This is a genomic window from Escherichia sp. E10V5 (genome assembly GCF_004212315.1).
Classification (GTDB): Bacteria; Pseudomonadota; Gammaproteobacteria; order Enterobacterales; family Enterobacteriaceae; genus Escherichia.
On sequence record NZ_RHJM01000002.1, the window covers coordinates 260,618 to 286,432 of the forward strand.

Annotated in this window: 28 protein-coding genes and 1 tRNA gene; 19 read left to right on the forward strand and 10 right to left on the reverse strand. The window is 51.3% G+C overall.

All coding sequences use genetic code 11. The features are described from left to right. Window positions 1-29: 29 nt before the first annotated feature. The gene (gene yqgG, locus D9738_RS25365; protein WP_001297404.1) at window positions 30-173 is read right to left on the reverse strand and encodes a protein YqgG; all 144 of its coding nucleotides are present in this window, start codon (window positions 171-173) and stop codon (window positions 30-32) included. A gap of 110 nt (window positions 174-283) precedes the next feature. Further along, window positions 284-535 (reverse strand): hypothetical protein, encoded by a 252-nt coding sequence (locus D9738_RS25370; RefSeq protein WP_130207893.1) that lies wholly within the window; start codon window positions 533-535, stop codon window positions 284-286. A 55-nt stretch (window positions 536-590) separates the two neighbouring features. On the opposite strand from D9738_RS25370, the gene metK reads away from it, so the two are divergent. From metK to ruvX, 8 genes are all read left to right on the forward strand, one after another. Further along, window positions 591-1,745 (forward strand): methionine adenosyltransferase, encoded by a 1,155-nt coding sequence (gene metK, locus D9738_RS01620; RefSeq protein WP_130207895.1) that lies wholly within the window; start codon window positions 591-593, stop codon window positions 1,743-1,745. 435 nt (window positions 1,746-2,180) lie between these two features. Then, complete coding sequence (gene galP / locus D9738_RS01625) at window positions 2,181-3,575, forward strand: galactose/proton symporter (RefSeq protein WP_130207899.1); 1,395 nt, start codon at window positions 2,181-2,183, stop codon at window positions 3,573-3,575. A gap of 76 nt (window positions 3,576-3,651) precedes the next feature. Then, window positions 3,652-4,149 (forward strand): SprT family zinc-dependent metalloprotease, encoded by a 498-nt coding sequence (locus tag D9738_RS01630; protein WP_130259425.1) that lies wholly within the window; start codon window positions 3,652-3,654, stop codon window positions 4,147-4,149. A gap of 94 nt (window positions 4,150-4,243) precedes the next feature. Continuing rightward, window positions 4,244-4,951, forward strand: coding sequence for a deoxyribonuclease I (gene endA, locus D9738_RS01635; RefSeq protein ID WP_130207903.1), 708 nt, complete (start codon window positions 4,244-4,246; stop codon window positions 4,949-4,951). A gap of 78 nt (window positions 4,952-5,029) precedes the next feature. Next, window positions 5,030-5,761: a 16S rRNA (uracil(1498)-N(3))-methyltransferase gene (gene rsmE, locus D9738_RS01640; protein ID WP_130259426.1), complete on the forward strand. Its 732-nt coding sequence runs from the start codon at window positions 5,030-5,032 to the stop codon at window positions 5,759-5,761. Window positions 5,762-5,773: 12 nt separating this feature from the next. Next, the gene (gene gshB / locus D9738_RS01645) at window positions 5,774-6,724 is read left to right on the forward strand and encodes a glutathione synthase (RefSeq protein WP_130207907.1); all 951 of its coding nucleotides are present in this window, start codon (window positions 5,774-5,776) and stop codon (window positions 6,722-6,724) included. Between the two features lie 108 nt (window positions 6,725-6,832). Then, window positions 6,833-7,396 (forward strand): YqgE/AlgH family protein, encoded by a 564-nt coding sequence (locus D9738_RS01650; protein WP_130207909.1) that lies wholly within the window; start codon window positions 6,833-6,835, stop codon window positions 7,394-7,396. Then, a complete protein-coding gene (gene ruvX / locus D9738_RS01655; RefSeq protein ID WP_130221432.1) occupies window positions 7,396-7,812 on the forward strand; it encodes a Holliday junction resolvase RuvX in 417 nt (138 codons plus the stop codon). Before D9738_RS01650 ends, ruvX begins: the two co-directional genes overlap by 1 nt. Window positions 7,813-8,039: 227 nt before the next feature. Here the strand turns inward: ruvX and D9738_RS01660 are convergent, their stop codons facing one another. Then, on the reverse strand, window positions 8,040-9,020 hold the full coding sequence (locus tag D9738_RS01660; protein WP_001349546.1) for a type IV pilus twitching motility protein PilT: 981 nt from the start codon (window positions 9,018-9,020) through the stop codon (window positions 8,040-8,042). Window positions 9,021-9,037: 17 nt separating this feature from the next. Here D9738_RS01660 and yggS point away from each other — a divergent pair, with 17 nt between their 5' ends. From yggS to hemW, 5 genes are read left to right on the forward strand one after another with little or no spacing between them, the layout of a single operon-like run. Next, entirely contained in the window at window positions 9,038-9,742 is a 705-nt protein-coding gene (yggS, locus tag D9738_RS01665; protein ID WP_000997795.1) for a pyridoxal phosphate homeostasis protein, read from the forward strand. A 17-nt stretch (window positions 9,743-9,759) separates the two neighbouring features. Then, the gene (yggT, locus tag D9738_RS01670) at window positions 9,760-10,326 is read left to right on the forward strand and encodes an osmotic shock tolerance protein YggT (RefSeq protein ID WP_001094831.1); all 567 of its coding nucleotides are present in this window, start codon (window positions 9,760-9,762) and stop codon (window positions 10,324-10,326) included. Next, a complete protein-coding gene (yggU, locus tag D9738_RS01675; protein ID WP_001277222.1) occupies window positions 10,323-10,613 on the forward strand; it encodes a DUF167 family protein YggU in 291 nt (96 codons plus the stop codon). The genes yggT and yggU overlap by 4 nt, the downstream gene beginning before the upstream one ends. 7 nt (window positions 10,614-10,620) lie before the next feature. Next, the gene (locus D9738_RS01680; protein WP_130207915.1) at window positions 10,621-11,214 is read left to right on the forward strand and encodes an XTP/dITP diphosphatase; all 594 of its coding nucleotides are present in this window, start codon (window positions 10,621-10,623) and stop codon (window positions 11,212-11,214) included. After that, window positions 11,207-12,343, forward strand: coding sequence for a radical SAM family heme chaperone HemW (gene hemW / locus D9738_RS01685; protein WP_130259427.1), 1,137 nt, complete (start codon window positions 11,207-11,209; stop codon window positions 12,341-12,343). Before D9738_RS01680 ends, hemW begins: the two co-directional genes overlap by 8 nt. Before the next feature lie 68 nt (window positions 12,344-12,411). On the opposite strand, the gene D9738_RS01690 is transcribed toward hemW, so the two are convergent. The 5 genes from D9738_RS01690 to trmB all read right to left on the reverse strand — a co-directional run bounded on the left by D9738_RS01690 (window position 12,412) and on the right by trmB (window position 16,706). Then, window positions 12,412-13,419, reverse strand: a complete 1,008-nt coding sequence (locus tag D9738_RS01690) for a DUF1202 family protein (protein ID WP_130259428.1) — start codon at window positions 13,417-13,419, stop codon at window positions 12,412-12,414. Window positions 13,420-13,535: 116 nt separating this feature from the next. Beyond that, the gene (ansB, locus tag D9738_RS01695) at window positions 13,536-14,582 is read right to left on the reverse strand and encodes an L-asparaginase 2 (protein WP_000394125.1); all 1,047 of its coding nucleotides are present in this window, start codon (window positions 14,580-14,582) and stop codon (window positions 13,536-13,538) included. A gap of 175 nt (window positions 14,583-14,757) precedes the next feature. After that, window positions 14,758-15,477, reverse strand: coding sequence for a DUF2884 family protein (locus D9738_RS01700; protein WP_000984799.1), 720 nt, complete (start codon window positions 15,475-15,477; stop codon window positions 14,758-14,760). A 183-nt stretch (window positions 15,478-15,660) separates the two neighbouring features. Further along, complete coding sequence (locus tag D9738_RS01705; protein ID WP_001107564.1) at window positions 15,661-15,987, reverse strand: YggL family protein; 327 nt, start codon at window positions 15,985-15,987, stop codon at window positions 15,661-15,663. Next, window positions 15,987-16,706 (reverse strand): tRNA (guanosine(46)-N7)-methyltransferase TrmB, encoded by a 720-nt coding sequence (gene trmB, locus D9738_RS01710; RefSeq protein ID WP_021542238.1) that lies wholly within the window; start codon window positions 16,704-16,706, stop codon window positions 15,987-15,989. Before trmB ends, D9738_RS01705 begins: the two co-directional genes overlap by 1 nt. Before the next feature lie 160 nt (window positions 16,707-16,866). Between trmB and mutY the strand changes: the two genes are divergently transcribed. From mutY to nupG, 4 genes are all read left to right on the forward strand, one after another. Next, a complete protein-coding gene (gene mutY, locus D9738_RS01715; protein ID WP_130259429.1) occupies window positions 16,867-17,919 on the forward strand; it encodes an A/G-specific adenine glycosylase in 1,053 nt (350 codons plus the stop codon). 27 nt (window positions 17,920-17,946) lie between these two features. Next, window positions 17,947-18,222, forward strand: a complete 276-nt coding sequence (locus tag D9738_RS01720; protein WP_000091700.1) for an oxidative damage protection protein — start codon at window positions 17,947-17,949, stop codon at window positions 18,220-18,222. 64 nt (window positions 18,223-18,286) lie between these two features. Further along, window positions 18,287-19,366 carry a membrane-bound lytic murein transglycosylase MltC gene (gene mltC, locus D9738_RS01725; protein WP_130208053.1) on the forward strand — a complete coding sequence of 360 codons (1,080 nt, stop codon included), beginning with the start codon at window positions 18,287-18,289 and terminating at the stop codon, window positions 19,364-19,366. Window positions 19,367-19,565: 199 nt separating this feature from the next. After that, window positions 19,566-20,822, forward strand: a complete 1,257-nt coding sequence (gene nupG / locus D9738_RS01730) for a nucleoside permease NupG (RefSeq protein ID WP_130207923.1) — start codon at window positions 19,566-19,568, stop codon at window positions 20,820-20,822. 47 nt (window positions 20,823-20,869) lie between these two features. On the opposite strand, the gene speC is transcribed toward nupG, so the two are convergent. After that, a complete protein-coding gene (gene speC / locus D9738_RS01735) occupies window positions 20,870-23,005 on the reverse strand; it encodes an ornithine decarboxylase (protein ID WP_130259430.1) in 2,136 nt (711 codons plus the stop codon). Between the two features lie 401 nt (window positions 23,006-23,406). Between speC and D9738_RS01740 the strand changes: the two genes are divergently transcribed. Continuing rightward, the gene (locus tag D9738_RS01740; RefSeq protein ID WP_130207927.1) at window positions 23,407-24,114 is read left to right on the forward strand and encodes a DUF554 domain-containing protein; all 708 of its coding nucleotides are present in this window, start codon (window positions 23,407-23,409) and stop codon (window positions 24,112-24,114) included. Between the two features lie 105 nt (window positions 24,115-24,219). Beyond that, window positions 24,220-24,295 (forward strand) — tRNA-Phe (locus D9738_RS01745). A 75-nt stretch (window positions 24,296-24,370) separates the two neighbouring features. On the opposite strand, the gene D9738_RS01750 is transcribed toward D9738_RS01745, so the two are convergent. Further along, entirely contained in the window at window positions 24,371-25,774 is a 1,404-nt protein-coding gene (locus tag D9738_RS01750) for a VasL domain-containing protein (RefSeq protein ID WP_130207929.1), read from the reverse strand. Window positions 25,775-25,815: the final 41 nt, after the last annotated feature.

Here is a 25,815-nt window from a genome sequence, read left to right on the forward strand (position 1 = left end):
GTTTTTACAAGAGCGCCCTTGTTCAGTCCTCAGTAACTGTAACCAGCTCTTGAATCCTGAGAAGCGCCGAGATGGGTATAACATCGGCAGGTATGCAAAGCAGAGATGCAGAGTGCGGGAAACGAATCTTCACCAGAACGGTGAGACAGGTTAAGCAGCAGACAACGGTTCATTATTTCGTATCACCTCCACGGCCGCCCGTTAAGACGAACCCACAAGCCAAAACTCTGATTTCAACCCGGCTGGAAGTGGCAACACGAAAGAAACGTCGTGTGCTTTTTATTTAAGCCGCGCGTCGCGTTTTATACCCCACAATGGCAGAAAATTGCAAAAGATAAATACAAAGAATGCCAGCATTGTCAGGAAAAATTTCCAGCCACGTTTTTAACAGAATGAGACACGATTCAAAAAAAAGTGGAAATCGGGTGAAGGATTGACCTAAAATAGCCATCCAGATGTTAATCCATCCATACTGATTAACACTCAGACTGCCAGTGTTTTTAACCTGTCGAGTCGTGGTAGGATCCGCTACCACAGAAAATCCACACAACAGTTTGAGCTAACCAAATTCTCTTTAGGTGATATTAAATATGGCAAAACACCTTTTTACGTCCGAGTCCGTCTCTGAAGGGCATCCTGACAAAATTGCTGACCAAATCTCTGATGCCGTTTTAGACGCGATCCTCGAACAGGATCCGAAAGCACGCGTTGCTTGCGAAACCTACGTAAAAACCGGCATGGTTTTAGTTGGCGGTGAAATCACCACCAGCGCCTGGGTAGACATCGAAGAGATCACCCGTAACACCGTTCGCGAAATTGGCTATGTGCATTCCGACATGGGCTTTGACGCTAACTCCTGTGCGGTCCTGAGCGCCATCGGCAAACAATCTCCTGACATCAACCAGGGCGTTGACCGTGCCGATCCGCTGGAACAGGGCGCGGGCGACCAGGGTCTGATGTTTGGCTACGCAACCAACGAAACCGACGTGCTGATGCCAGCACCTATCACCTATGCACACCGTCTGGTACAGCGTCAGGCTGAAGTGCGTAAAAACGGCACTCTGCCGTGGCTGCGCCCGGACGCGAAAAGCCAGGTGACTTTCCAGTATGACGACGGCAAAATCGTTGGCATCGATGCTGTTGTGCTTTCCACTCAGCACTCTGAAGATATCGACCAGAAATCGCTGCAAGAAGCGGTAATGGAAGAGATCATCAAGCCGATTCTGCCGGCTGAATGGCTGACTTCCGCAACCAAATTCTTCATCAACCCGACCGGACGTTTTGTTATCGGCGGCCCGATGGGTGACTGCGGTCTGACTGGTCGTAAAATTATCGTAGATACCTACGGCGGCATGGCACGTCACGGTGGCGGCGCGTTCTCCGGTAAAGATCCATCAAAAGTGGACCGTTCCGCAGCGTACGCAGCACGTTATGTCGCGAAAAACATCGTTGCTGCTGGCCTGGCTGACCGTTGCGAAATTCAGGTTTCCTACGCAATTGGCGTGGCTGAACCGACCTCCATCATGGTGGAAACTTTCGGTACCGAGAAAGTGCCTTCTGAACAGCTGACCCTGCTGGTACGTGAGTTCTTCGACCTGCGTCCATACGGTCTGATTCAGATGCTGGATCTGCTGCACCCGATTTACAAAGAAACCGCAGCATACGGTCACTTTGGTCGCGAACATTTCCCGTGGGAAAAAACCGACAAAGCGCAACTGCTGCGTGAAGCTGCCGGTCTGAAGTAATCTTTCTTCACCTGCTTTCAAAGGCCAGCCTCGCGCTGGCCTTTTCTTTTACCTCACCGCGGTGGATAGGCGTTCACGCCGCATCCGGCAAAAAGCCACCCGCGCAATGACATCATTCTTCCTGAACACGTTTTACCCGCAAATCATCATCATGATTGAAACCGATTACACCAGCAACACAGAGCAAATGTTCACAATATTTTCATTGTATGATTCATTTTTTATAATCGTTACATTTCTTTTCGGTAAAGTCTTAAATGCAGATAACTATGTTTAACCTATGATTATATAACTCAATTATTTTCATACACTTAAATTATAACCATAATGAATGTTAGTGTAAGCGATTACACTGATGTGATTTGCTTCACATCTTTTTACGTCGTACTCACCTATCTTAATTCACAATAAAAAATAACCATATTGGAGGGCATCATGCCTGACGCTAAAAAACAGGGGCGGTCAAACAAGGCAATGACGTTTTTCGTCTGCTTCCTTGCTGCTCTGGCGGGATTACTCTTTGGCCTGGATATCGGTGTAATTGCTGGCGCACTGCCGTTTATTGCAGATGAATTCCAGATTACTTCGCACACGCAAGAATGGGTCGTAAGCTCCATGATGTTTGGTGCCGCAGTCGGTGCGGTGGGTAGCGGCTGGCTCTCCTTTAAACTCGGGCGCAAAAAGAGCCTGATGATCGGCGCAATCCTGTTTGTTGCCGGTTCGCTGTTCTCTGCTGCTGCACCGAACGTTGAAGTGCTGATTCTTTCCCGCGTGCTGCTGGGACTGGCGGTAGGTGTGGCCTCCTATACCGCGCCGCTGTACCTCTCCGAAATTGCGCCAGAGAAAATCCGCGGCAGTATGATCTCGATGTATCAGTTGATGATCACTATCGGGATCCTCGGTGCTTATCTTTCTGATACCGCCTTCAGCTACACCGGCGCATGGCGCTGGATGCTGGGTGTGATTATCATCCCGGCAATTCTGCTACTGATTGGCGTCTTCTTCCTGCCAGACAGCCCACGTTGGTTTGCCGCTAAACGCCGCTTTGTTGATGCCGAACGCGTGCTACTGCGCCTGCGCGACACCAGCGCGGAAGCGAAACGTGAACTGGATGAAATCCGTGAAAGTTTGCAGGTTAAACAGAGCGGTTGGGCGCTGTTTAAAGAGAACAGTAACTTCCGTCGCGCGGTGTTCCTGGGTGTACTGTTGCAGGTGATGCAGCAATTCACCGGGATGAACGTCATCATGTATTACGCGCCAAAAATCTTCGAACTGGCGGGATATACCAACACGACGGAACAAATGTGGGGGACCGTGATTGTCGGCCTGACCAACGTACTTGCCACCTTTATCGCAATCGGTCTTGTTGACCGTTGGGGACGTAAACCAACGTTGACGCTGGGCTTCATGGTGATGGCTGTGGGCATGGGCGTACTGGGTACAATGATGCATATCGGTATTCACTCACCGTCGGCGCAATATTTCGCCATCGCCATGCTGCTGATGTTTATTGTCGGTTTTGCCATGAGCGCGGGTCCGTTGATTTGGGTACTGTGTTCTGAAATCCAGCCGCTGAAAGGCCGCGACTTCGGTATCACCTGCTCCACCGCTACCAACTGGATTGCCAACATGATTGTCGGCGCAACCTTCCTGACCATGCTCAACACGCTGGGCAACGCCAATACCTTCTGGGTTTACGCAGGTCTGAATGTGCTGTTTATCCTGCTGACACTGTGGCTGGTGCCGGAAACCAAACACGTTTCGCTGGAACACATTGAACGTAATCTGATGAAAGGTCGTAAACTGCGCGAAATCGGCGCTCACGATTAATCTCCTCAGGCTTCCTCCCGTCGCGGAGGAAGCCACCTCTTGCAGTCATCTTTTCTTCGCTCTATCCTCTGCCGCTATGAAAACATCCCGTCTCCCTATCGCCATCCAACAGGCTGTTATGCGTCGCCTGCGGGAAAAACTCGCCCAGGCCAACCTGAAGCTGGGGCGTAACTATCCGGAGCCAAAACTCTCTTATACCCAGCGTGGCACATCCGCCGGAACGGCCTGGCTGGAAAGCTATGAAATTCGCCTCAATCCCGTTTTGCTGTTGGAAAACAGTGAAGCCTTTATTGAAGAAGTGGTGCCACACGAACTGGCGCATCTGCTGGTGTGGAAGCACTTCGGTCGCGTAGCGCCACATGGCAAAGAGTGGAAGTGGATGATGGAAAGCGTGCTGGGCGTTCCCGCCCGCCGTACGCATCAGTTTGAACTGCAATCCGTGCGCCGTAACACTTTCCCCTACCGTTGCAAGTGCCAGGAGCATCAGCTTACCGTACGTCGTCATAACCGCGTGGTACGAGGCGAAGCCGTCTATCGCTGTGTTCACTGCGGCGAACAACTGGTTGCTCAATAACCAGCAGAACTATCAGGAATTTTACTGATCTGGCTGATTGCATACCAAAACAACTTTCGCTACGTTGCTCGCTCGTTTTAACACGGAGTAAGTGATGTACCGTAATTTGTCTGTGGCTGCGGTGGTACTGAGCGCAGCATTATCCGGCACGGCGTTAGCCGAAGGCATCAATAGTTTTTCCCAGGCGAAAACAGCAGCGGTAAAAGTCTACGCTGATGTGCCGGGAACATTTTACTGCGGATGTAAAATCAACTGGCAGGGTAAAAAAGGCATCGTGGATCTGGAGTCGTGCGGGTATCAGGTGCGCAAAAATGAAAACCGCGCCAGCCGCGTAGAGTGGGAACATGTTGTTCCCGCCTGGCAGTTCGGCCACCAGCGTCAGTGCTGGCAGGAAGGCGGTCGTAAAAACTGCGCTAAAGATCCGGTTTATCGCCAAATGGAAAGCGATATGCATAACCTGCAGCCCGCGATAGGTGAAGTGAACGGCGATCGCGGCAACTTTATGTACAGCCAGTGGAATGGCGGCGAGGGCCAGTATGGGCAGTGCGCCATGAAGATTGATTTCAAAGAAAAAGTTGCTGAACCGCCAGCTCATGCCCGTGGTTCCATTGCGCGGATTTACTTCTACATGCGTGACCAGTACAACCTGACACTCTCACGCCAGCAAACGCAGCTGTTTAACGCCTGGAACAAAATGTATCCGGTCACCGACTGGGAGTGTGAGCGTGACGAACGCATCGCGAAGGTGCAAGGCAATCACAACCCGTATGTGCAACGCGCTTGCCAGGCGCGAAAGAGCTAACCTACACTAGCGAAATTCTTTTTGTTAACCCTGCCCCACGCGCGCAACCGCGTGGGGAGACGACGCGGATATTTAACCATGCGTATCCCCCGCATTTATCATCCTGAACCACTCACCAGCAATTCGCAGATCGCGCTTTGTGAAGATGCCGCTAACCATATCGGGCGCGTCCTGCGTATGGGGCCAGGTCAGGCATTACAGTTATTTGACGGCAGCAACCAGGTCTTTGACGCAGAAATCACCAGCGCCAGCAAAAAAAGCGTGGAAGTTAAAGTGCTGGAAGGCCAGGTAGACGATCGTGAATCTCCCTTGCATATTCACCTCGGTCAGGTGATGTCGCGCGGAGAAAAAATGGAATTCACTATCCAGAAATCGATAGAACTTGGCGTAAGCCTCATTACGCCACTTTTTTCTGAACGCTGCGGCGTTAAACTGGATAGTGAACGTCTGAACAAGAAGCGCCAGCAGTGGCAGAAAATTGCAATTGCCGCCTGCGAGCAGTGTGGTCGTAATCGGGTACCAGAAATCCGTCCGGCGATGGATCTGGAAGCCTGGTGTGCAGAGCAAGATGAAGGCTTGAAACTCAATCTTCACCCGCGCGCCAGTAACAGCATCAACACGCTGCCGTTACCAGTCGAACGCGTCCGCCTGCTGATTGGCCCGGAAGGCGGTTTATCGGCAGATGAAATTGCCATGACTGCCCGCTATCAATTTACTGATATCCTGTTGGGACCTCGCGTTCTGCGTACTGAGACAACTGCGCTCACCGCCATTACCGCGCTACAAGTGCGTTTTGGCGATCTGGGCTAACGGAGAAGAATAATGATCAAGCTCGGCATCGTGATGGACCCCATCGCAAGCATCAACATCAAGAAAGATTCCAGTTTCGCTATGTTGCTGGAAGCACAGCGTCGTGGTTACGAACTTCACTATATGGAGATGGCCGATCTCTATTTGATCAATGGTGAGGCTCGCGCTCGTACCCGTACTTTGAGCGTCGAACAGAACTACGATAAATGGTACGAGTTCACGGGTGAGCAGGATCTGCAACTGGCCGATCTCGACGTGATTCTGATGCGTAAAGATCCGCCGTTTGATACCGAGTTTATCTACGCGACCTATATTCTGGAACGCGCCGAAGAGAAAGGAACGCTGATTGTTAACAAGCCGCAGAGCCTGCGCGACTGTAATGAGAAGCTGTTTACCGCCTGGTTCTCTGACTTAACGCCAGAAACACTGGTCACGCGCAATAAAGCGCAGTTGAAAGCGTTCTGGGAAAAACACAGCGACATCATTCTTAAGCCGCTGGACGGCATGGGTGGCGCGTCGATTTTCCGCGTGAAAGAAGGCGATCCGAACCTTGGTGTGATTGCCGAAACCTTGACTGAGCACGGCACTCGCTACTGCATGGCACAAAATTATCTGCCAGCGATTAAAGATGGTGACAAGCGCGTGCTGGTGGTGGATGGCGAACCAGTACCGTACTGTCTGGCGCGTATTCCACAGGGCGGCGAAACCCGTGGCAATCTGGCTGCCGGTGGTCGTGGCGAACCTCGTCCGCTAACGGAAAGCGACTGGAAAATCGCCCGTCAGGTAGGACCGACGCTGAAAGAAAAAGGGCTGATTTTTGTTGGTCTGGATATTATCGGTGACCGCCTGACTGAAATTAATGTCACCAGTCCAACCTGTATTCGTGAGATTGAAGCAGAGTTTCCGGTGTCTATCACCGGAATGTTAATGGATGCTATTGAAGCACGATTACAGCAGCAGTAACCCTGTTTAGCGAGAGGGAGCTCGTTGAGACTATGAGTGACAGCGCCATACTTTCCACGCATACTGGGCGCTGTTGCTTTTTTGAACCAGGAAACAGAACCTCTGACAATGAATTTACAGCATCACTTTCTTATTGCCATGCCTGCTCTCCAGGATCCGATTTTCCGTCGTTCCGTGGTCTACATTTGCGAACATAATACCAATGGAGCAATGGGGATCATCATTAACAAGCCACTGGAAAATCTCAAAATTGAAGGGATTCTGGAAAAGCTGAAGATCACGCCGGAGCCGCGTGATGAATCTGTCCGTCTGGACAAACCGGTTATGCTTGGCGGCCCGCTGGCTGAAGATCGCGGGTTTATTTTGCATACCCCTCCATCCAATTTTGCGTCCAGCATTCGCATTTCAGATAACACGGTGATGACCACTTCCCGCGATGTGCTGGAAACACTCGGCACCGATAAACAACCTGCTGACGTGATGGTAGCCCTTGGTTACTCCTCCTGGGATAAAGGCCAACTGGAACAAGAAATTCTCGATAACGCGTGGTTAACCGCCCCGGCAGATCTGAATATTCTGTTCAAAACACCGATAGCCGACCGCTGGCGCGATGCGGCAAGGCTGATTGGTGTTGATATTCTCACCATGCCTGGTGTGGCAGGGCATGCCTGATGAGCGGAACATTACTCGCCTTCGACTTCGGCACCAAAAGCATTGGCGTAGCGGTCGGCCAACGCATTACCGGCACCGCTCGCCCGCTGCCCGCAATTAAAGCACAGGACGGTACGCCGGACTGGAACATCCTCGAGCGTTTACTGAAAGAGTGGCAACCAGACGAAATCATCGTCGGTTTGCCGCTGAATATGGACGGCACCGAGCAACCATTGACTGCCAGAGCGCGTAAATTTGCCAACCGTATTCATGGCCGTTTCGGTGTTGAAGTAAAGCTCCATGACGAGCGTCTTAGCACCGTGGAAGCGCGTTCCGGTCTGTTTGAACAGGGCGGCTATCGGGCGCTCAACAAAGGCAAAGTCGACTCTGCCTCTGCGGTTATTATTCTCGAAAGTTATTTCGAGCAAGGATATTAAGGCGATTTAAAAGCCTGGCGGATAGTCGTTACCGTCATCCCGCCATCTTGCCGGATGCGGCGTGAACGCCTTATCCAGCCCACATGTGGCAGCGGTCGTAGGTCTGATAAGACGCATCAGCGTCGCATCAGACGTTCATTGCCGGATGCGGTGTGAATGACTACGTTTGTAGGCCTGATAAGCTTGCGCATCGGGCATGTTTACAATTCGTATCAGGCACAGCAACGTCACAAACGCCCTTCCCCCACCCGCTGTTGATAACTCTGCTGAAACGTTATCATCCCCACCTGCTGCCCGGTTTGAATAACATGTGGTAACTGGTGGGTTTTCCCTTCGCGAATCAAATTCCCCACCGCAGGTGTGTTAATCAGTAATTCAAACAGCGCCACGCGTCCTTCCTGTTTATCCACTTCCAGCTTTTGTGACAACACCGCCCGTAAACTACCTGCCAGTTGATTACGCACGGGATCTTTTTCCTGCGCCGGAAACGAATCCACCAGTCGCTCAACTGCCTGCGCTGCGCCGCGAGTGTGTAATGTCGCCAGCACCAGGTGCCCGGTTTCTGCCGCCGTTAGCGCCAGACGGATTGTCTCGCTGTCACGCAGCTCTCCGAGCAAAATCACATCAGGATCCTCCCGCAATGCGGCCCGCAATCCCGATGCGAACGTCATACAGTGCAAACCAATTTCCCGCTGCTGGATCAAACATCGCTGGCTGGCATAGAGATATTCCACAGGATCTTCCAGCGTCAGAATATGCGCATCGGCATGTTGATTGAGATAGCCAACCATTGCCGCCAGCGTGGTGGATTTACCACTCCCCGTCGCCCCCGTCACCAGAATCAGTCCATTCTCGCTCTTGAGTAATTCCGGCAATACCGGTGGTGCGCCAAGCTGTTCGAGCTGCGGGCAGTGCGAAGGTAACAGCCGTAACGCCAGAGATATGCCTTGCCGCTGCGCGAACGCACTGCCGCGCAATCGCTGGTTTTCCGCCAGCGACACGGCAAAATCCAGCTGACCATTCTCCAGCAATATTGCCCGCTGATCGTCATCCAGCCACTCCCGCAGTAGCTCTTCGACGTCCGGCGCATCAAACGGCGCAGCTTCCATTCTGCCGCGAATGCGCCATCGTGCGGGCCAGGCGCTGCACAGGTGTAGATCAGAGACGTTATGCTTTACACTAAGGGCCACAATTTCTTCCATATTCATACTAAGATCCTCGGAAAATGAACGATATTGCGCATAACCTGGCACAGGTCCGGGACAAAATCTCAGCGGCTGCAACGCGTTGCGGCCGTTCTCCAGAAGAAATTACGCTGCTTGCAGTCAGTAAAACAAAACCTGCGAGCGCCATCGCAGAAGCCATTGATGCCGGGCAGCGTCAATTTGGTGAAAACTACGTTCAGGAAGGGGTAGATAAAATTCGCCACTTTCAGGAGCTGGGCGTAACAGGATTAGAATGGCATTTTATTGGCCCGTTGCAGTCTAATAAAAGCCGCCTGGTGGCAGAGCATTTCGACTGGTGTCATACCATCGACCGTTTGCGTATCGCCACACGCCTGAACGACCAGCGACCGGCAGAACTTCCCCCTCTTAACGTACTGATTCAAATTAATATTAGTGATGAAAACAGCAAGTCAGGGATTCAACTGGCGGAACTGGACGAGCTGGCAGCGGCGGTCGCTGAACTACCGCGTTTACGTCTACGCGGGCTGATGGCAATCCCGGCGCCTGAGTCAGAATATGTAAGGCAGTTTGAAGTTGCACGCCAAATGGCTGTAGCATTTGCCGGACTGAAAACGCGCTACCCGCATATCGACACGCTCTCTCTGGGAATGTCGGACGATATGGAAGCCGCCATTGCGGCAGGTAGCACGATGGTTCGTATCGGCACTGCCATCTTTGGTGCACGTGATTACTCTAAAAAATAAGGAATCTTAAGAACGCCATGAATACGTTGACTTTCCTGCTTTCAACGGTCATTGAGCTGTATACCATGGTGCTGTTATTACGCATCTGGATGCAGTGGGCTCATTGTGATTTTTATAACCCTTTCTCACAGTTTGTGGTGAAGGTGACACAACCGATTATCGGGCCACTGCGCCGCGTTATTCCGGCAATGGGGCCAATTGATAGCGCCTCGCTGCTGGTTGCCTATATTCTCAGTTTCATCAAAGCCATCGTGCTGTTTAAAGTGGTGACCTTCCTGCCGATCATCTGGATTGCCGGTTTATTGATTCTGCTGAAAACCATCGGCCTGCTGATTTTCTGGGTCCTGCTGGTGATGGCGATTATGAGCTGGGTAAGCCAGGGTCGTAGCCCAATTGAATATGTGCTGATTCAACTTGCCGATCCACTGCTGCGTCCGATTCGCCGCCTGCTACCGGCAATGGGTGGGATTGATTTCTCGCCGATGATCCTCGTTCTGCTACTGTATGTCATTAATATGGGTGTCGCAGAAGTGCTGCAGGCGACCGGAAACATGCTGCTGCCGGGGCTGTGGATGGCGTTATGAGTGCCGTAACAGTTAATGATGACGGTCTGGTTTTACGGCTCTATATTCAGCCGAAAGCCAGCCGTGATTCTATTGTCGGTTTACATGGCGACGAGGTAAAAGTCGCCATTACCGCGCCGCCAGTTGACGGTCAGGCCAACAGCCATCTGGTGAAGTTTCTCGGTAAGCAATTCCGGGTTGCCAAAAGCCAGGTGGTGATTGAGAAAGGCGAACTTGGCCGCCACAAACAAATTAAAATCATTAATCCGCAACAAATCCCGCCAGAAATCGCGGCGTTAATTAATTAGGTATCCTATGCAAAAAGTTGTCCTCGCAACCGGCAATGCCGGTAAAGTGCGTGAGCTGGCGTCGCTGCTTAGCGACTTCGGTCTTGATATCGTGGCCCAAACAGACCTCGGCGTAGATTCCGCTGAAGAAACCGGCCTGACATTTATCGAAAACGCGATTCTGAAAGCGCGCCATGCGGCAAAAGTGACCGGTTTACCGGCAATTGCCGACGACTCCGGTCTGGCGGTAGATGCGCTGGGTGGCGCGCCGGGTATTTACTCCGCGCGTTATTCCGGTGAAGACGCGACCGATCAAAAGAATCTGCAAAAACTGCTGGAAACACTGAAAGACGTACCGGACGACCAACGTCAGGCGCGTTTCCACTGCGTGCTGGTATATCTGCGTCACGCGGAAGATCCCACTCCGCTGGTGTGCCACGGCAGCTGGCCGGGCGTGATTACTCGTGAACCAGCGGGTACTGGCGGCTTTGGTTATGATCCAATCTTCTTCGTACCTTCCGAAGGGAAAACCGCTGCCGAACTGACCCGCGAAGAAAAGAGCGCCATTTCTCACCGTGGTCGGGCGTTGAAACTGCTGCTGGACGCTTTACGTAATGGTTAAATTACCGCCGCTGAGTCTCTACATTCACATCCCGTGGTGCGTGCAGAAATGCCCGTACTGCGATTTCAACTCTCACGCGTTGAAAGGGGAAGTGCCGCACGACGATTACGTTCAGCATCTGCTTTGCGATCTGGACAATGATGTGGCTTACGCACAGGACCGTGAAGTAAAGACAATCTTTATTGGCGGCGGTACGCCGAGCCTGCTTTCCGGCCCGGCGATGCAAACGCTGCTGGACGGCGTGCGTGCGCGTTTGCCGCTGGCAGCGGATGCAGAAATTACTATGGAAGCGAACCCTGGTACGGTTGAAGCCGATCGCTTTGTTGATTATCAGCGTGCTGGCGTGAACCGCATCTCTATTGGCGTACAGAGTTTTAGCGAAGAAAAGCTGAAACGACTTGGACGCATTCATGGCCCACAAGAAGCGAAACGTGCAGCAAAACTGGCAAGCGGACTGGGTCTGCGTAGTTTTAACCTCGATTTGATGCACGGGCTGCCGGATCAATCACTGGAAGAGGCGCTAGGCGATCTGCACCAGGCCATTGAACTGAATCCGCCGCATCTTTCCTGGTATCAACTGACCATTGAACCCAATACGCTGTTTGGCTCGCGCCCTCCCGTACTGCCGGACGATGATGCGTTATGGGATATTTTCGAACAGGGGCATCAGTTGTTAACCGCGGCAGGTTATCAGCAATATGAAACTTCCGCTTACGCCAAGCCCGGTTATCAGTGCCAGCACAATCTCAACTACTGGCGATTTGGCGACTACATCGGTATTGGCTGCGGCGCGCACGGCAAAGTGACCTTCCCGGATGGGCGCATTCTGCGTACCACCAAAACGCGGCATCCGCGCGGTTTTATGCAGGGGCGGTATCTGGAAAGCCAGCGTGATGTCGAAGCCGCAGATAAGCCGTTTGAGTTCTTTATGAATCGCTTCCGTCTGCTGGAGGCCGCGCCGCGCGTGGAGTTTAGCCAGTATACTGGCCTTTCTGAAGAAGTTATTCGCCCTCAGTTAGACGAGGCTATCGCTCAGGGCTATCTCACAGAATGTGCGGATTACTGGCAGATAACGGAACATGGGAAGTTGTTTTTAAATTCGCTGCTGGAGCTTTTTCTAGTGGAGTAAATTTGTATTGCCGGATGCGGCGTGCGTGTACGCAGCATCCGGCTACAACTCATGCGTCATCGCAAAAATTACTTAATCACCCCATTGCGCCGCAGTTGTTCGGTATCTTTTTTCCAGCGTTCATTAGCCTGGTTGATATCGTCAATTTTCATCAAAATCGCGACTTTTTTACTGTTTATTTCTGAAACTTTCATCGTTAACGGATATTGCCCTTTTTCGAGCGTTATCCAGTCATCCTGCAATTTACGGCTAAGTTTTTGTGATTGTAGAAAAGTCTGTCGCCGTTGTTCGTTGATATCGAAATCCCGTTTCTGCTGAATCGGCACTTCATAACACTCTTCACTCTGTTTATGACATGCCGCAATCGCCGGTTGATAAACCTCTTTGTCATATTTAACCGCGAACGCCTCGCTATCATTCTGTTTATTAAACTCATCACGCTGTTGGTGAATTTTTTTAAAGGCATCTTCGCGGGTCATTTGCTTGCCGTTTGCATCTTTTCCCCAATAGGCATCTGCTGCTTTCTGCGCCGCCACCATTTGCTTATCAAGCTCTTTTACATCCTTTTCCAGCGCAGGAATCGAGTTCTTCTGGGTATTCAACGCTGATTCAAGCTGACTAAAGCGATAATTGAAATCTTCGCTATTCACGATCAGATATTTATTATTCGTTTTGATATCGTCGACCGCCCGCCCACTATCGCTGGCTGCCGCCTGAAAAGAGTAAAAGTTCACCGTCCAGCCAGACGCGGGTGTTCCTTTACTGGTTAACATCGCCGAGAATTTTACTGGTTTATCTTTCGTCCAGGTCTGTTCCAGCAGTTCATAATCTGTCAACTGACCGACCCAGGTATAGAGATCGTCACTGGAAGAGACATCGCCTTCCGCTGACCAGGTGGCCTGATTACCCTTAGCATCAAGATTTTTTAAGGTGATGGCATCAAGCTTGAGAATGCCGTGATACTGCTTTTTGAATTGATCTTTTAAGATATTTTCAGTTGGCGGTTCGCCATCGGCCCAGCTGTAACCTGACGTCAACACGAACAATGCCGTGCCTACAATCCATTGCTTTTTCACCGGAACACCCTCGCGCGGAATAATTTATTTCAGTGATTATCATCAGGGTAATAATAATTGGCAATGGACGTGAGTCTGAAGTGAATAAGCCCCGGCGCGATACCGGGGCGAGGTGATTAGTACTGATTGAAGATCTGCTGGATCTGCTGCGGATCTTTGGTTTGCGTCAGAGCCAGTTGCAGCAAGACGCGCGCTTTTTGCGGGTTCAGCGTGCCGGAGGCAACGAAACCGTATTTCGCATCATCCACTTCGGCATCCTGAGTGGTAGCGCCCGTCGGTACACGGGAAGAACGCACTACCGCAGTACCGTTTTTCGCGGCGGTTGCCAGAGTGTCAAACACGGATTTATACAGGTTACCGTTACCCACACCAGCGCTCACGATACCATCATAGCCCGCATCTACCAGGGCTTTAGCCGGAAGATCGGATGCGTTAGCGTAGTTATAAACAATGCCGACTTTCGGCAGTTCATTCAGCTTAGAGACATCGAACGGCGTGTCGCTGGTGTGCTTACGTGCCGGGGTACGCTGATAGTCAATCTTACCGTTATGAATGTATCCCAGCGGACCGTAGTTAACAGACTTAAAGGTCGCTACGTCGGTGGTGTTGGTTTTGGTGACATCGCGACCGTCCAGTACGGTGTCGTTCATCACTACCAGCACGCCACGATTGGCGGAGGCTTTATCAGCGGCGGTCACTACCGCGTTATACAGGTTGAATGGACCGTCTGCGCTCATGGAGGTGGATGGGCGCATTGCGCCGACCATCACCACCGGTTTGTCGCATTTCACCGTCAGATCGAGGAAGTAAGCAGTCTCTTCCATCGTGTCGGTACCGTGGGTAATAACGAAGCCGTCAGTCTTATCGCAGTCAGTGTTAATTTTTTTCGCCAGTGTCAGCCAGACATTATCGTTCATGTCCTGGGAGCCGATATTAACGACCTGCTCGCCTTTAACGTTCGCAATGTCCTTCAGTTGCGGCACCGCATTGACCAGATTTTCTACGCCAACTTTACCCGCTGTGTAGTTAGATTTGGTTGCGGAGTCACCACCACCGGCAATCGTCCCGCCAGTCGCTAAAATGGTGATATTGGGTAATGCCAATGCTGCACCACTAAAACCCATAACCAGTGCGGCAAGTGCCGTCTTTTTGAAAAACTCCATTTCATTCCTCCAGTTACGTGAACGCTACGTATTATCCCTTAGCTTTGTATAGGAAATTTGACGTTAAACAATTTACTTTGTGAATAGATTTTGGAGATCTATAAAGTTAGAGGCAGGTAACAAAATGAAGAATTAAACGGCATAAAAAAGCATTATGCCGTCTTAAACTAGAGGATTATTTCAAATTTCCGACCAGGGCTTTACGGCTGTCTTCCAGAGTCACAACACGGCTACAAACATCTTTGCCAAATTGCTGGAAATCTTTTTCCTGTTTTTTCCACTCGGTCTGGATTGAGGATTGCAGTCCCCCCAGGCTTCCCAGCACATTCTGTAACGGGTTGCCGCCGCTTTTCAGCACCGCTTTCGCGCCCATTTCGTTAATGCTGTCCTGCAAAATTCCGCCCATCGCCTGATTCACTAACTGCTGACCTTCGGCGCGAACCTGATCAATGGCTTTATAGTGAAACGTCAGGCCATCGCTGCGCGTTTCGATAATGCGATTCATCTGCTCTTTCAGCTGCGCATCAAGTTTGGTCAGACGGCTGCGCATTTTGCTGCTTTCGCCCATCTCCTGAACGATAATTTTATCCAGCGCAACGCGTGCTTTCTCTACGCGGCTTTTCGCACCTTCATCAATCCACGGCAGCGTGCTGCGCAGTTCGGCCTGATAATCCTTCGCCTGCTCGCGCTGGGCGGCGTTCAGTGAATATTGCTTGCCGTTGTACATCACATTGCCGTCTGGCGTGATCACCAGATTGCCGTTTTCGCCCTTCACCTGCACGGTTTGCGGGCTGACAATCACATCGTCACGCGGCGTGACGCTGCACTGGTAGTCGGCGTGAGCGGTCATTGCCGTCACTGAAAGTGCTGCCGCCAGCAGCATTTTGCGCATCATAGTCTTCCCTCAAGAACAAATCAGGCCAGCATTTGCTGGCCCCAGATTGATAACAAAGTACACGTTGTCCATGCCGGATGCGGCGTAAATGCTTTATCCGGCCTACTCGATCGTGCATCTTTGTAGGCCTGATAAGCGTAGCGCATCAGGCAGTTTTGCATTTGTCATCGCCCGTATGCTTTATTAGTCCCACCAAACGTCGAAAAGTTCGCTGGTGCGTACCTCATCCAGTTTGCGCTCTTCCAGCCACTTACGCACAATCGCCTGATGTTCTTCGGTGCATTTGCCGATTTCCTGCATGCAGATCAGACCTTCCCAGGCCAGATAACCGCTGCCGTCAAAGGCCAGTTTGTTCGGTTCGATAACCTCGTTAATAAAGTCATCAACGGTTTTATCAATCTGCTCTTCCGATGTACCTTCCGGGAATCGCCATGCCACCGAAAATCCTAATTCCTGGAATTCGTCGATGTGCATTTTTTTACGCAGACGACGGCTACGGTTCTTTGCCATTATTTCACCCTCTCGAACATTAAGTCCCATACTCCGTGACCAAGACGATGACCACGTTGTTCAAATTTCGTCACCGGACGTGATGCCGGACGCGGTACGTAATCATTGCTCTCTGACAGGTTTTTATAACCGTCAATAGAAGACATCACTTCGAGCATATGTTCCGCATAAGGTTCCCAGTCGGTCGCCATATGGAATACGCCACCCAGTTGCAGTTTGCTTTTTACCAGTTCGGCAAACGGCACCTGAACGATACGGCGTTTATTATGGCGCGCTTTGTGCCACGGGTCAGGGAAAAAGAGTTGCACCATGCGCAATGAATTGTCAGGAATCATTTTATGCAGCACTTCGACCGCGTCGTGACACATCACGCGCAGGTTGCTTAAGCCCTCTTCATGCGCGGAAGCCAGGCAAGCCCCAACGCCCGGTGAATGCACTTCAATGCCGAGGAAGTCCTGCTCAGGGCGGTCTTTAGCCATTGCCACCAGCGACGCCCCCATGCCAAAACCAATCTCAAGCGTCACCGGCGCTTCACGGCCAAACAGCGTCGGGAAATCCAGCATATCTTCGCTGAACTCAACGCCCATCACCGGCCAGTAGTTTTCCAGCGCATGTTCCTGGCCTTTGGTCAGTCGCCCCTGGCGGCGCACAAAACTACGGATACGGCGCAGTGGGCGGCCGTTTTCATCAAATTCCGGTGAGATGACGTCGTTTTTCATAAAGATTTAGTCGCTTGTGAAAGTGTTCTGAAAACGGGCATTATCCAAAGTTAGTTGCCGGATGCAAGCATGATAAGGCCGTGGCTGCGGAAAGTTCCGGTTTACACCCCGCCGCGGCTGTGCTGCAATCTTGCCCCCAACAACAGTGAATTCGGTGACCATGCAAGCGTCGCAATTTTCAGCCCAGGTGCTGGACTGGTACGATAAATACGGGCGGAAAACGCTGCCCTGGCAAATTGACAAGACGCCCTACAAAGTATGGCTCTCAGAAGTGATGTTGCAACAAACTCAGGTTGCGACCGTAATCCCCTATTTTGAACGCTTTATGGCGCGCTTCCCGACGGTGACCGATCTCGCCAACGCGCCGCTCGACGAAGTTCTCCACTTGTGGACCGGGCTTGGCTATTACGCCCGCGCGCGCAATCTGCATAAAGCGGCACAACAAGTTGCCACCTTACACGGCGGTAAATTCCCGGAAACCTTTGAAGAAGTTGCGGCGTTACCGGGCGTCGGGCGTTCCACTGCGGGCGCGATTCTCTCACTTTCTCTGGGTAAGCACTTTCCGATTCTCGACGGTAACGTCAAACGCGTGCTGGCGCGCTGCTATGCTGTAAGCGGCTGGCCTGGGAAAAAAGAGGTCGAGAATAAATTATGGAGTTTGAGCGAGCAGGTGACGCCCGTGGTTGGCGTGGAGCGGTTTAATCAGGCGGTGATGGATTTAGGTGCGATGATTTGTACGCGTTCGAAGCCGAAATGCTCGCTCTGCCCGCTGCAAAACGGTTGTATTGCCGCCGCCAATAATAGCTGGTCGCTTTATCCGGGCAAAAAGCCGAAACAGACGCTGCCGGAGCGCACCGGCTACTTTCTGCTGTTACAGCACGAAGATGAAGTATTGCTGGCGCAGCGTCCGCCGAGCGGATTGTGGGGCGGTTTATACTGTTTCCCACAGTTTGCCGACGAAGAAAGTTTGCGGCAATGGCTGGCACAACGGCAGATTGCTGCCGATAACCTGACGCAACTGACCGCGTTTCGGCATACCTTCAGCCATTTCCACTTAGATATTGTGCCTATGTGGCTTCCCGTGTCGTCATTCACCGACTGCATGGATGAAGGCAATGCGCTCTGGTATAACTTAGCGCAACCGCCGTCAGTTGGCCTGGCGGCTCCCGTGGAGCGTTTGTTACAGCAGTTACGCACTGGCGCGCCGGTTTAGCGCGTGAGTCGATAAAGAGGATGATTTATGAGCAGAACGATTTTTTGTACTTTCCTGCAGCGTGAAGCAGAAGGTCAGGATTTTCAGCTGTACCCCGGCGAACTGGGAAAACGCATCTATAACGAGATCTCCAAAGAAGCCTGGGCGCAGTGGCAGCACAAACAAACCATGCTGATTAATGAAAAGAAACTCAACATGATGAATGCCGAGCACCGCAAGCTGCTGGAGCAGGAGATGGTTAACTTCCTGTTCGAAGGTAAAGAGGTGCATATCGAGGGCTATACGCCGGAAGATAAAAAATAAAAACAGTGCCGGAGCACGCCTCCGGCAACTTGCATAAAAACAAACACAACACGCACCCGGAATGATGAAAAAATATCTCGCGCTGGCTTTGATTGCGCCGTTGCTCATCTCCTGTTCGACGACCAAAAAAGGCGATACCTATAATGAAGCCTGGGTCAAAGATACCAACGGTTTTGATATTCTGATGGGGCAATTTGCCCACAATATTGAGAACATTTGGGGATTCAAAGAGGTGGTGATCGCCGGTCCTAAGGACTACGTGAAATACACCGATCAATATCAGACCCGCAGCCACATCAACTTCGATGACGGTACGATCACTATCGAAACCATCGCCGGGACAGAACCTGCTGCGCATTTGCGCCGGGCAATTATCAAAACATTATTGATGGGCGACGATCCGAGTTCGGTCGATCTCTATTCCGACGTTGATGATATTACGATTTCGAAAGAACCTTTCCTTTACGGTCAGGTGGTGGATAACACCGGGCAGCCGATTCGCTGGGAAGGCCGTGCGAGTAACTTCGCGGATTATCTGCTGAAAAACCGCCTCAAAAGCCGCAGCAACGGGCTGCGTATCATCTACAGCGTGACCATTAACATGGTGCCGAACCACCTTGATAAACGTGCGCACAAATATCTCGGCATGGTCCGCCAGGCATCACGGAAATATGGCGTTGATGAGTCGCTGATTCTGGCGATTATGCAGACCGAATCTTCCTTTAACCCGTATGCGGTCAGCCGTTCCGATGCGCTGGGATTAATGCAGGTGGTACAACATACTGCCGGGAAAGATGTGTTCCGCTCACAGGGGAAATCCGGCACGCCGAGCCGCAGTTTCTTGTTTGATCCTGCCAGCAATATTGATACCGGCACCGCGTATCTGGCGATGCTGAATAATGTTTATCTCGGCGGAATTGATAACCCAACGTCGCGGCGTTATGCCGTCATCACCGCCTATAACGGTGGTGCAGGCAGCGTATTACGCGTCTTCTCGAACGATAAAATTCAGGCTGCCGCTATTATAAATACTATGACGCCGGGCGATGTTTATCAGACGCTGACAACCCGCCATCCGTCTGCGGAATCTCGTCGCTATCTTTATAAAGTGAACATGGCGCAGAAATCTTACCGCCGCCGATAATTTCATCTTTGCCTCTGACAATACTCCGAGACAAAGTGTTATACGCATCACAATTTCGCCTTGCAAATTGAGATTATTTGCAATTATTTGCTACGGATAACAAAAAAACAGTCAGCGAAGTTGATAGAATCGCATCATCTTGCACGGTCAAATGTGCTTTTTAAAACACTCATCCGCATCACGATGTGAGGAAATTAACATGAATCTTAAGCTGCAGCTGAAAATCCTCTCTTTTCTGCAGTTCTGTCTGTGGGGAAGTTGGCTGACGACCCTCGGCTCATATATGTTCGTTACCCTGAAGTTCGACGGTGCTTCCATTGGCGCTGTTTATAGCTCGCTGGGTATCGCTGCGGTCTTTATGCCTGCTTTGCTGGGGATTGTGGCCGACAAATGGTTAAGTGCGAAATGGGTGTATGCTATTTGTCACACCATCGGCGCAATCACCCTCTTCATGGCGGCACAAGTTACCACTCCGGAGGCGATGTTCCTCGTGATATTGATTAACTCGTTTGCTTATATGCCAACGCTTGGGTTAATCAACACCATCTCCTACTATCGCCTGCAAAATGCAGGAATGGATATCGTGACTGATTTCCCGCCAATCCGTATCTGGGGTACTATCGGCTTTATCATGGCGATGTGGGTTGTGAGCCTGTCTGGCTTTGAATTGAGCCACATGCAGCTATATATTGGCGCAGCACTCTCCGCCGTTCTGGTGCTGTTCACCTTTACGCTGCCGTATATTCCGGTTGCTAAACAGCAAGCTAATCAGAGCTGGACGACGCTGCTCGGCCTCGATGCATTCGCGCTGTTTAAAAACAAGCGTATGGCGATTTTCTTCATCTTCTCGATGCTGCTGGGCGCGGAACTGCAGATTACCAACATGTTCGGTAATACCTTCCTGCACAGCTTCGACAAAGATCCGATGTTTGCCAGCAGCTTCATCGTGCAGCATGCGTCAATCATCATGTCGATTTCGCAAATCTCTGAAACCCTGTTCATTCTGACCATCCCGTTCTTCTTAAGCCGCTACGGTATTAAGAACGTAATGATGATCAGTATCGTGGCATGGATCCTGCGTTTTGCACTGTTTGCTTACGGCGACCCGACTCCGTTCGGTACCGTACTGCTGGTTCTGTCGATGATTGTTTACGGCTGTGCGTTCGACTTCTTCAACATCTCTGGTTCGGTGTTTGTCGAAAAAGAAGTTAGCCCGGCGATTCGCGCCAGTGCGCAAGGGATGTTCCTGATGATGACCAACGGCTTCGGCTGTATCCTCGGTGGCATCGTGAGCGGTAAAGTGGTTGAGATGTACACCCAAAACGGCATTACCGACTGGCAGACCGTATGGCTGATTTTCGCAGGTTACTCCGTGATTCTGGCCTTCGCATTCATGGCGATGTTTAAATACAAACACGTTCGTGTCCCTGCCGGTACACAAACTGTTAACCACTAATTACGCAAAGAAAAACGGGGCGCCAGAAGGTGCCCCGTTTTTTATTCTTACTTCAACACATAACCGTATAACCGTTTCATTCCATCCGCATCGGTTTCGCTATAGACACCTTGTAGCTCCGGCGAAAATCCCGGCAGCAAATTCACGCCTTCTTCCAGCGCAAGGAAGTAACGCTGGACCGCTCCGCCCCACATTTCTCCTGGCACCACGCAAAGCACGCCAGGTGGATACGGCAGCGCGCCTTCCGCCGCAATTCGCCCTTCGGCATCACGAATGCGCACCAACTCCACTTCACCACGAATATAAGCGCTATGCGCGTCCTGGGGATTCATCACCACTGGCGGGAAGCTCTGCTGGCGGAACATCGCTTTTTGCAGGTCTTTGACGTCGAAACTGACATACAGATCGTGCATCTCCTGACACAACTGGCGCAGGGTATAGTCGCGATAGCGCACCGGGTATTTGTTATAAACGCTCGGCAAGACTTCAGACAGCGGCGAGTCATCTTCAATATGCTGTTCAAACTGCACCAGCATCGCCACCAGCTGTGCCAGCTTCTCGTGGCTTTCCGCCGGAGTTAATAAGAACAGAATGGAGTTGAGATCGCACTTCTCCGGCACAATGCCGTTCTCACGCAGATAGTGCGCCAGAATCGTCGCTGGAACGCCAAAATCGCTATATTCGCCGGTTTCAGCATCGATACCCGGCGTAGTGAGTAACAGCTTGCAGGGATCAACAAAATACTGATCCGCGGCATATCCTTCAAAGCCGTGCCACTTCGCCCCCGGCTCAAAACTGAAAAAACGGCGGTCGCTGGCTAACACTGACGTCGGATAATCCTGCCACAATTTGCCATCAATAACAGGTGGAATAAACGGGCGGAACAGCTTACAGCGCGCAAGAATCGCTTTCCGGGCTTCAATCCCTATCTCAACACACTCAGCCCACAGCCGACGCCCACTCTCCCCTTCATGAATTTTGGCGTTAACGTCCAGCGCAGCAAACAGCGGGTAAAACGGGCTGGTTGAAGCATGGAGCATAAAAGCATTATTCAGCCGTTTATGCGGGCAAAACCGCGCCTGCCCGCGAATATGGTTATCTTTTTTATGGATCTGCGACGTCTGTGAGAATCCCGCCTGCTGTTTGTGCACCGACTGGGTCACAAAGATCCCAGGATCGCTTTCGTTAAGCTCTAACAGCAACGGTGAGCAATCCGCCATCATCGGGATAAACTGTTCGTACCCGACCCACGCGGAATCAAACAGAATGTAATCACACAGATGCCCAATGGTATCGATCACCTGGCGGGCGTTGTAGATAGTGCCGTCATAGGTTCCCAGCTGAATAATCGCCAGGCGGAACGGGCGCGGCAGTTCGGCTTTTTCTGGCGCAACGTCGCGAATTTGCTGGCGCAGATACTCTTCATTAAAACAGTGCGCATCAATCCCGCCGATAAACCCAAATGGGTTGCGTGAGGCTTCCAGATACACCGGCGTCGCCCCCGCCTGAATCAGCGCACCGTGATGATTCGACTTATGGTTGTTACGGTCGAAGAGCACCAGATCACCACGCGTTAACAGTGCATTCGTCACAACCTTATTCGCCGCCGATGTGCCGTTCAGCACAAAATAGGTTTTATCGGCATGAAAGACTTTGGCAGCGAATTTCTGCGCATCCTTTGCGGAACCTTCATGAATAAGCAAATCGCCCAGTTTTACGTCAGCGTTACACATATCGGCACGAAAGACGTTCTCGCCAAAGAAATCGTAAAAATGGCGTCCGGCAGGATGCTTTTTAAAGAACGCACCATGTTGATGCCCAGGACAAGCAAAGGTGCTATTGCCCATCTCAACGTACTGGGTCAGCGTGTCATAAAATGGCGGCAGCAAATTCTCTTCATACTGACAGGCTGCGGATTCCAGCTCCAGCCACTGCTGCTCATTGCCGTTGATGATAGCCGTAACGCCCGCGGGCAATTCAACCGCATCTTCAGAATACAAAAACACCGGCAGATGAAAACCGGTGCGCTTAAGTAACGCAAGGATGCCGCTACGACTATCCGCAGCGGTAATGACGACTGCCGCGACGTCCGTAAAATCAGTATCTTCCAGCGCCACCACGCGGCGATGGGTAGAAAGTCGGGAAACCAGTTCACCACTGGCGGCAATACTCATTGATTTCATAAGCGCAAAACCCGTTTCGGGGAAGTAAAAATACCGGGCAAGGTGGAACCCCCTGCCCCATGAGATGTGGGTCAAACTGGTCACCAGCTCCGACCGCCAGACATCAGTAAAAGCAGAAACGCTCTGATTTTACTGTTGCCCTGCAGTGAGCATACGTTAACGTCACCGCATAAAAAGCAGCGTCACAGAACAGGAGACATTTCGCGCGAAACGGCGATAAGCGAAAGAATGTAAGGAGGCGGCGTGCATCAAGCAAGCTCCGTACAGGAAGGAGAAAATTCGCGCAATCATGGCACTTTTCGCTAACGCGTGCAAGCCAGGACTTTGCGACCAGACAAGCAATCGACGGGGCAAAAAGTTCATAATAAAAACATCAAACAACACAATTAACAGGAACTATTGTGGTCATCGGCCCTTTTATCAACGCAAGTGCAGTATTACTGGGTGGCGCCCTCGGCGCACTGCTTAGCCAACGCTTACCGGAACACATCCGCGTCTCTATGACGTCCATTTTTGGCCTGGCATCGCTGGGAATTGGTATTTTACTGGTCGTGAAATGTGCCAACCTTCCGGCGATGGTTTTAGCTACGCTACTCGGGGCATTAATCGGCGAAATTTGTCTGCTGGAAAAAGGCGTCAACACTGCGGTCGCTAAAGCGCAGAATCTGTTTCGTCACTCGAGCAAGAAATCTGCGCATGAATCTTTTATTCAGAATTTTGTCGCGATTATTGTCCTGTTTTGTGCCAGCGGCACCGGGATCTTCGGCGCGATGAATGAAGGGATGACAGGCGATCCGAGTATTTTAATCGCCAAGTCATTTCTTGATTTCTTTACAGCGATGATCTTCGCCTGTTCACTTGGCATTGCGGTATCGGTGATTAGTATTCCATTGCTCATCATCCAGTTAACGCTGGCGTGGGCTGCTGCGCTGATATTACCGCTGACCACACCGTCGATGATGGCGGACTTCAGCGCCGTAGGTGGTTTATTGCTGCTGGCAACCGGCTTACGCATCTGCGGCATAAAAATGTTTCCGGTGGTCAATATGCTTCCTGCCCTCCTTCTGGCAATGCCGCTTTCCGCCGCCTGGACCACCTGGTTTGCCTGACATTTCGAGCGATAACGGCAAACTGATGATAGATTGTGCAGTCTGCCGTAAATTGAAGAAATTTGATTGACGAGACGAGGCGAATCAGGTTTAATGCGCCCCGTTGCCCGGATAGCTCAGTCGGTAGAGCAGGGGATTGAAAATCCCCGTGTCCTTGGTTCGATTCCGAGTCCGGGCACCAAATTTATAAGGCCTCGCTGCAAAGCGGGGCTTTTTCTTTTTCTGGCTACGGTAAATTTCAGATCGTTGCTACAGGTCATTCGTAATCGTTAACGCCTTTTAATTTCAAAGCATTCTGTCTAATGTCGGCATATCTGGCGATGAGCTGTTTCAGATGCATCTCTGCCTCAGCCCCTGCGGCAGGAGGAAGTGGTTGTCCTGCCGACGACTGTTCCAGTATCCGCAGTTGCTCTTCAGCCGGTATGGATTGATTAAAAGACTGTATCGTTGAAAACACCACTGACTTCAGCTCACTGACCGTCATGTATTTCCCCTTATGCTCATCCAGTCCGTTCAGTCGTTCACTCAGTTTCTGTAGCGTAACCATTCCCTGATGCCAGCCATTCAAATTTTCTGTCGGCAACGCAGCGACATTAAATTGTTGCTGCCACTGCTGTATCAGGGGCTTTGCGCGCTCCGGCCATATCACCTGGGCCTGTTCGACAAGCTGCCTTTCCCGGGTTATGAGCCAGTCCGGCGGTAGCTTGTCCAGAAGCGTAAGCTGCTGTTGTGTTTGCGTAATTAAAGCTTGTGGCAACGGAGATTGCTGACGCAATAAATCCAATTGTTCAGGCGTGAGTACTGCGGGTAACGGTGCCAGAGAGGCAGTAAACTGGGTTTGTAACGGGTCCGGCCGATGCAAAAACTGCCACGTCCATAGCGTTGCTGCACCTATCACCAGCATGGTACACATCCCCCCGACAAAAGATTTCCATTTTTTTACTGGCTCAGGTATTGCCGGCAGTACCTCCACGTTCGGCTGTGTAACGTACACCCATTGCACTGCACTGTCTGGCGCCCGGATATCTTCAAACGAACGACCAGTATGGGAACCTGTTGTTATACCCACGTCATTCATGACCGGAGCATGCGAAACGATACCCGACTGAATTGTCGCCCCTGTACAGATTGTGTCATCGCTGTTCTCCAGCCTGACAGCGTTGTTATGTATCAGGGTACGCAATGTATCCAGCTGACTGAGATGTCTGAGTTCCAGGCGCTGTAAAACTGCCCCCAAACGGGTAAGCAGTTGCTCTGCCCGATACAGTTGGCTAAGGTCGCTGTATTTCAGCGGGAGTGAGCGCATCCGTTGTTGCAAACGCTGGCTCAGATTACTGAGGATCTCAATCCGAACATGGACAGGCTGTGGCCAAAGCACGCCCCACTGATGGCTTATCAGAGCCTCCAGTATTGCCAACCCTTCATTCAGACCAAACAATCCGGCCAGCTGCGTACGGGCCAGCGTATACCAGGCCGCAGTCTGCAGCTCAACACCATTTTGCTCAAACAGTGAAAGACACAGTTTTTCAGCATAACGCCAGTTCACATCAGGACGTGCCGGATGCGTTAGCTTATTGAGTTCATCACACAAAGCGGCATAATCCGGTAGCCTTCGCGGGTCACCGCCGGTTTTAATTCTACGTGGGGTAATGTCATTCATGACCAGTTATCCATCTGACGTACTTGCGGTTATAGAAGATG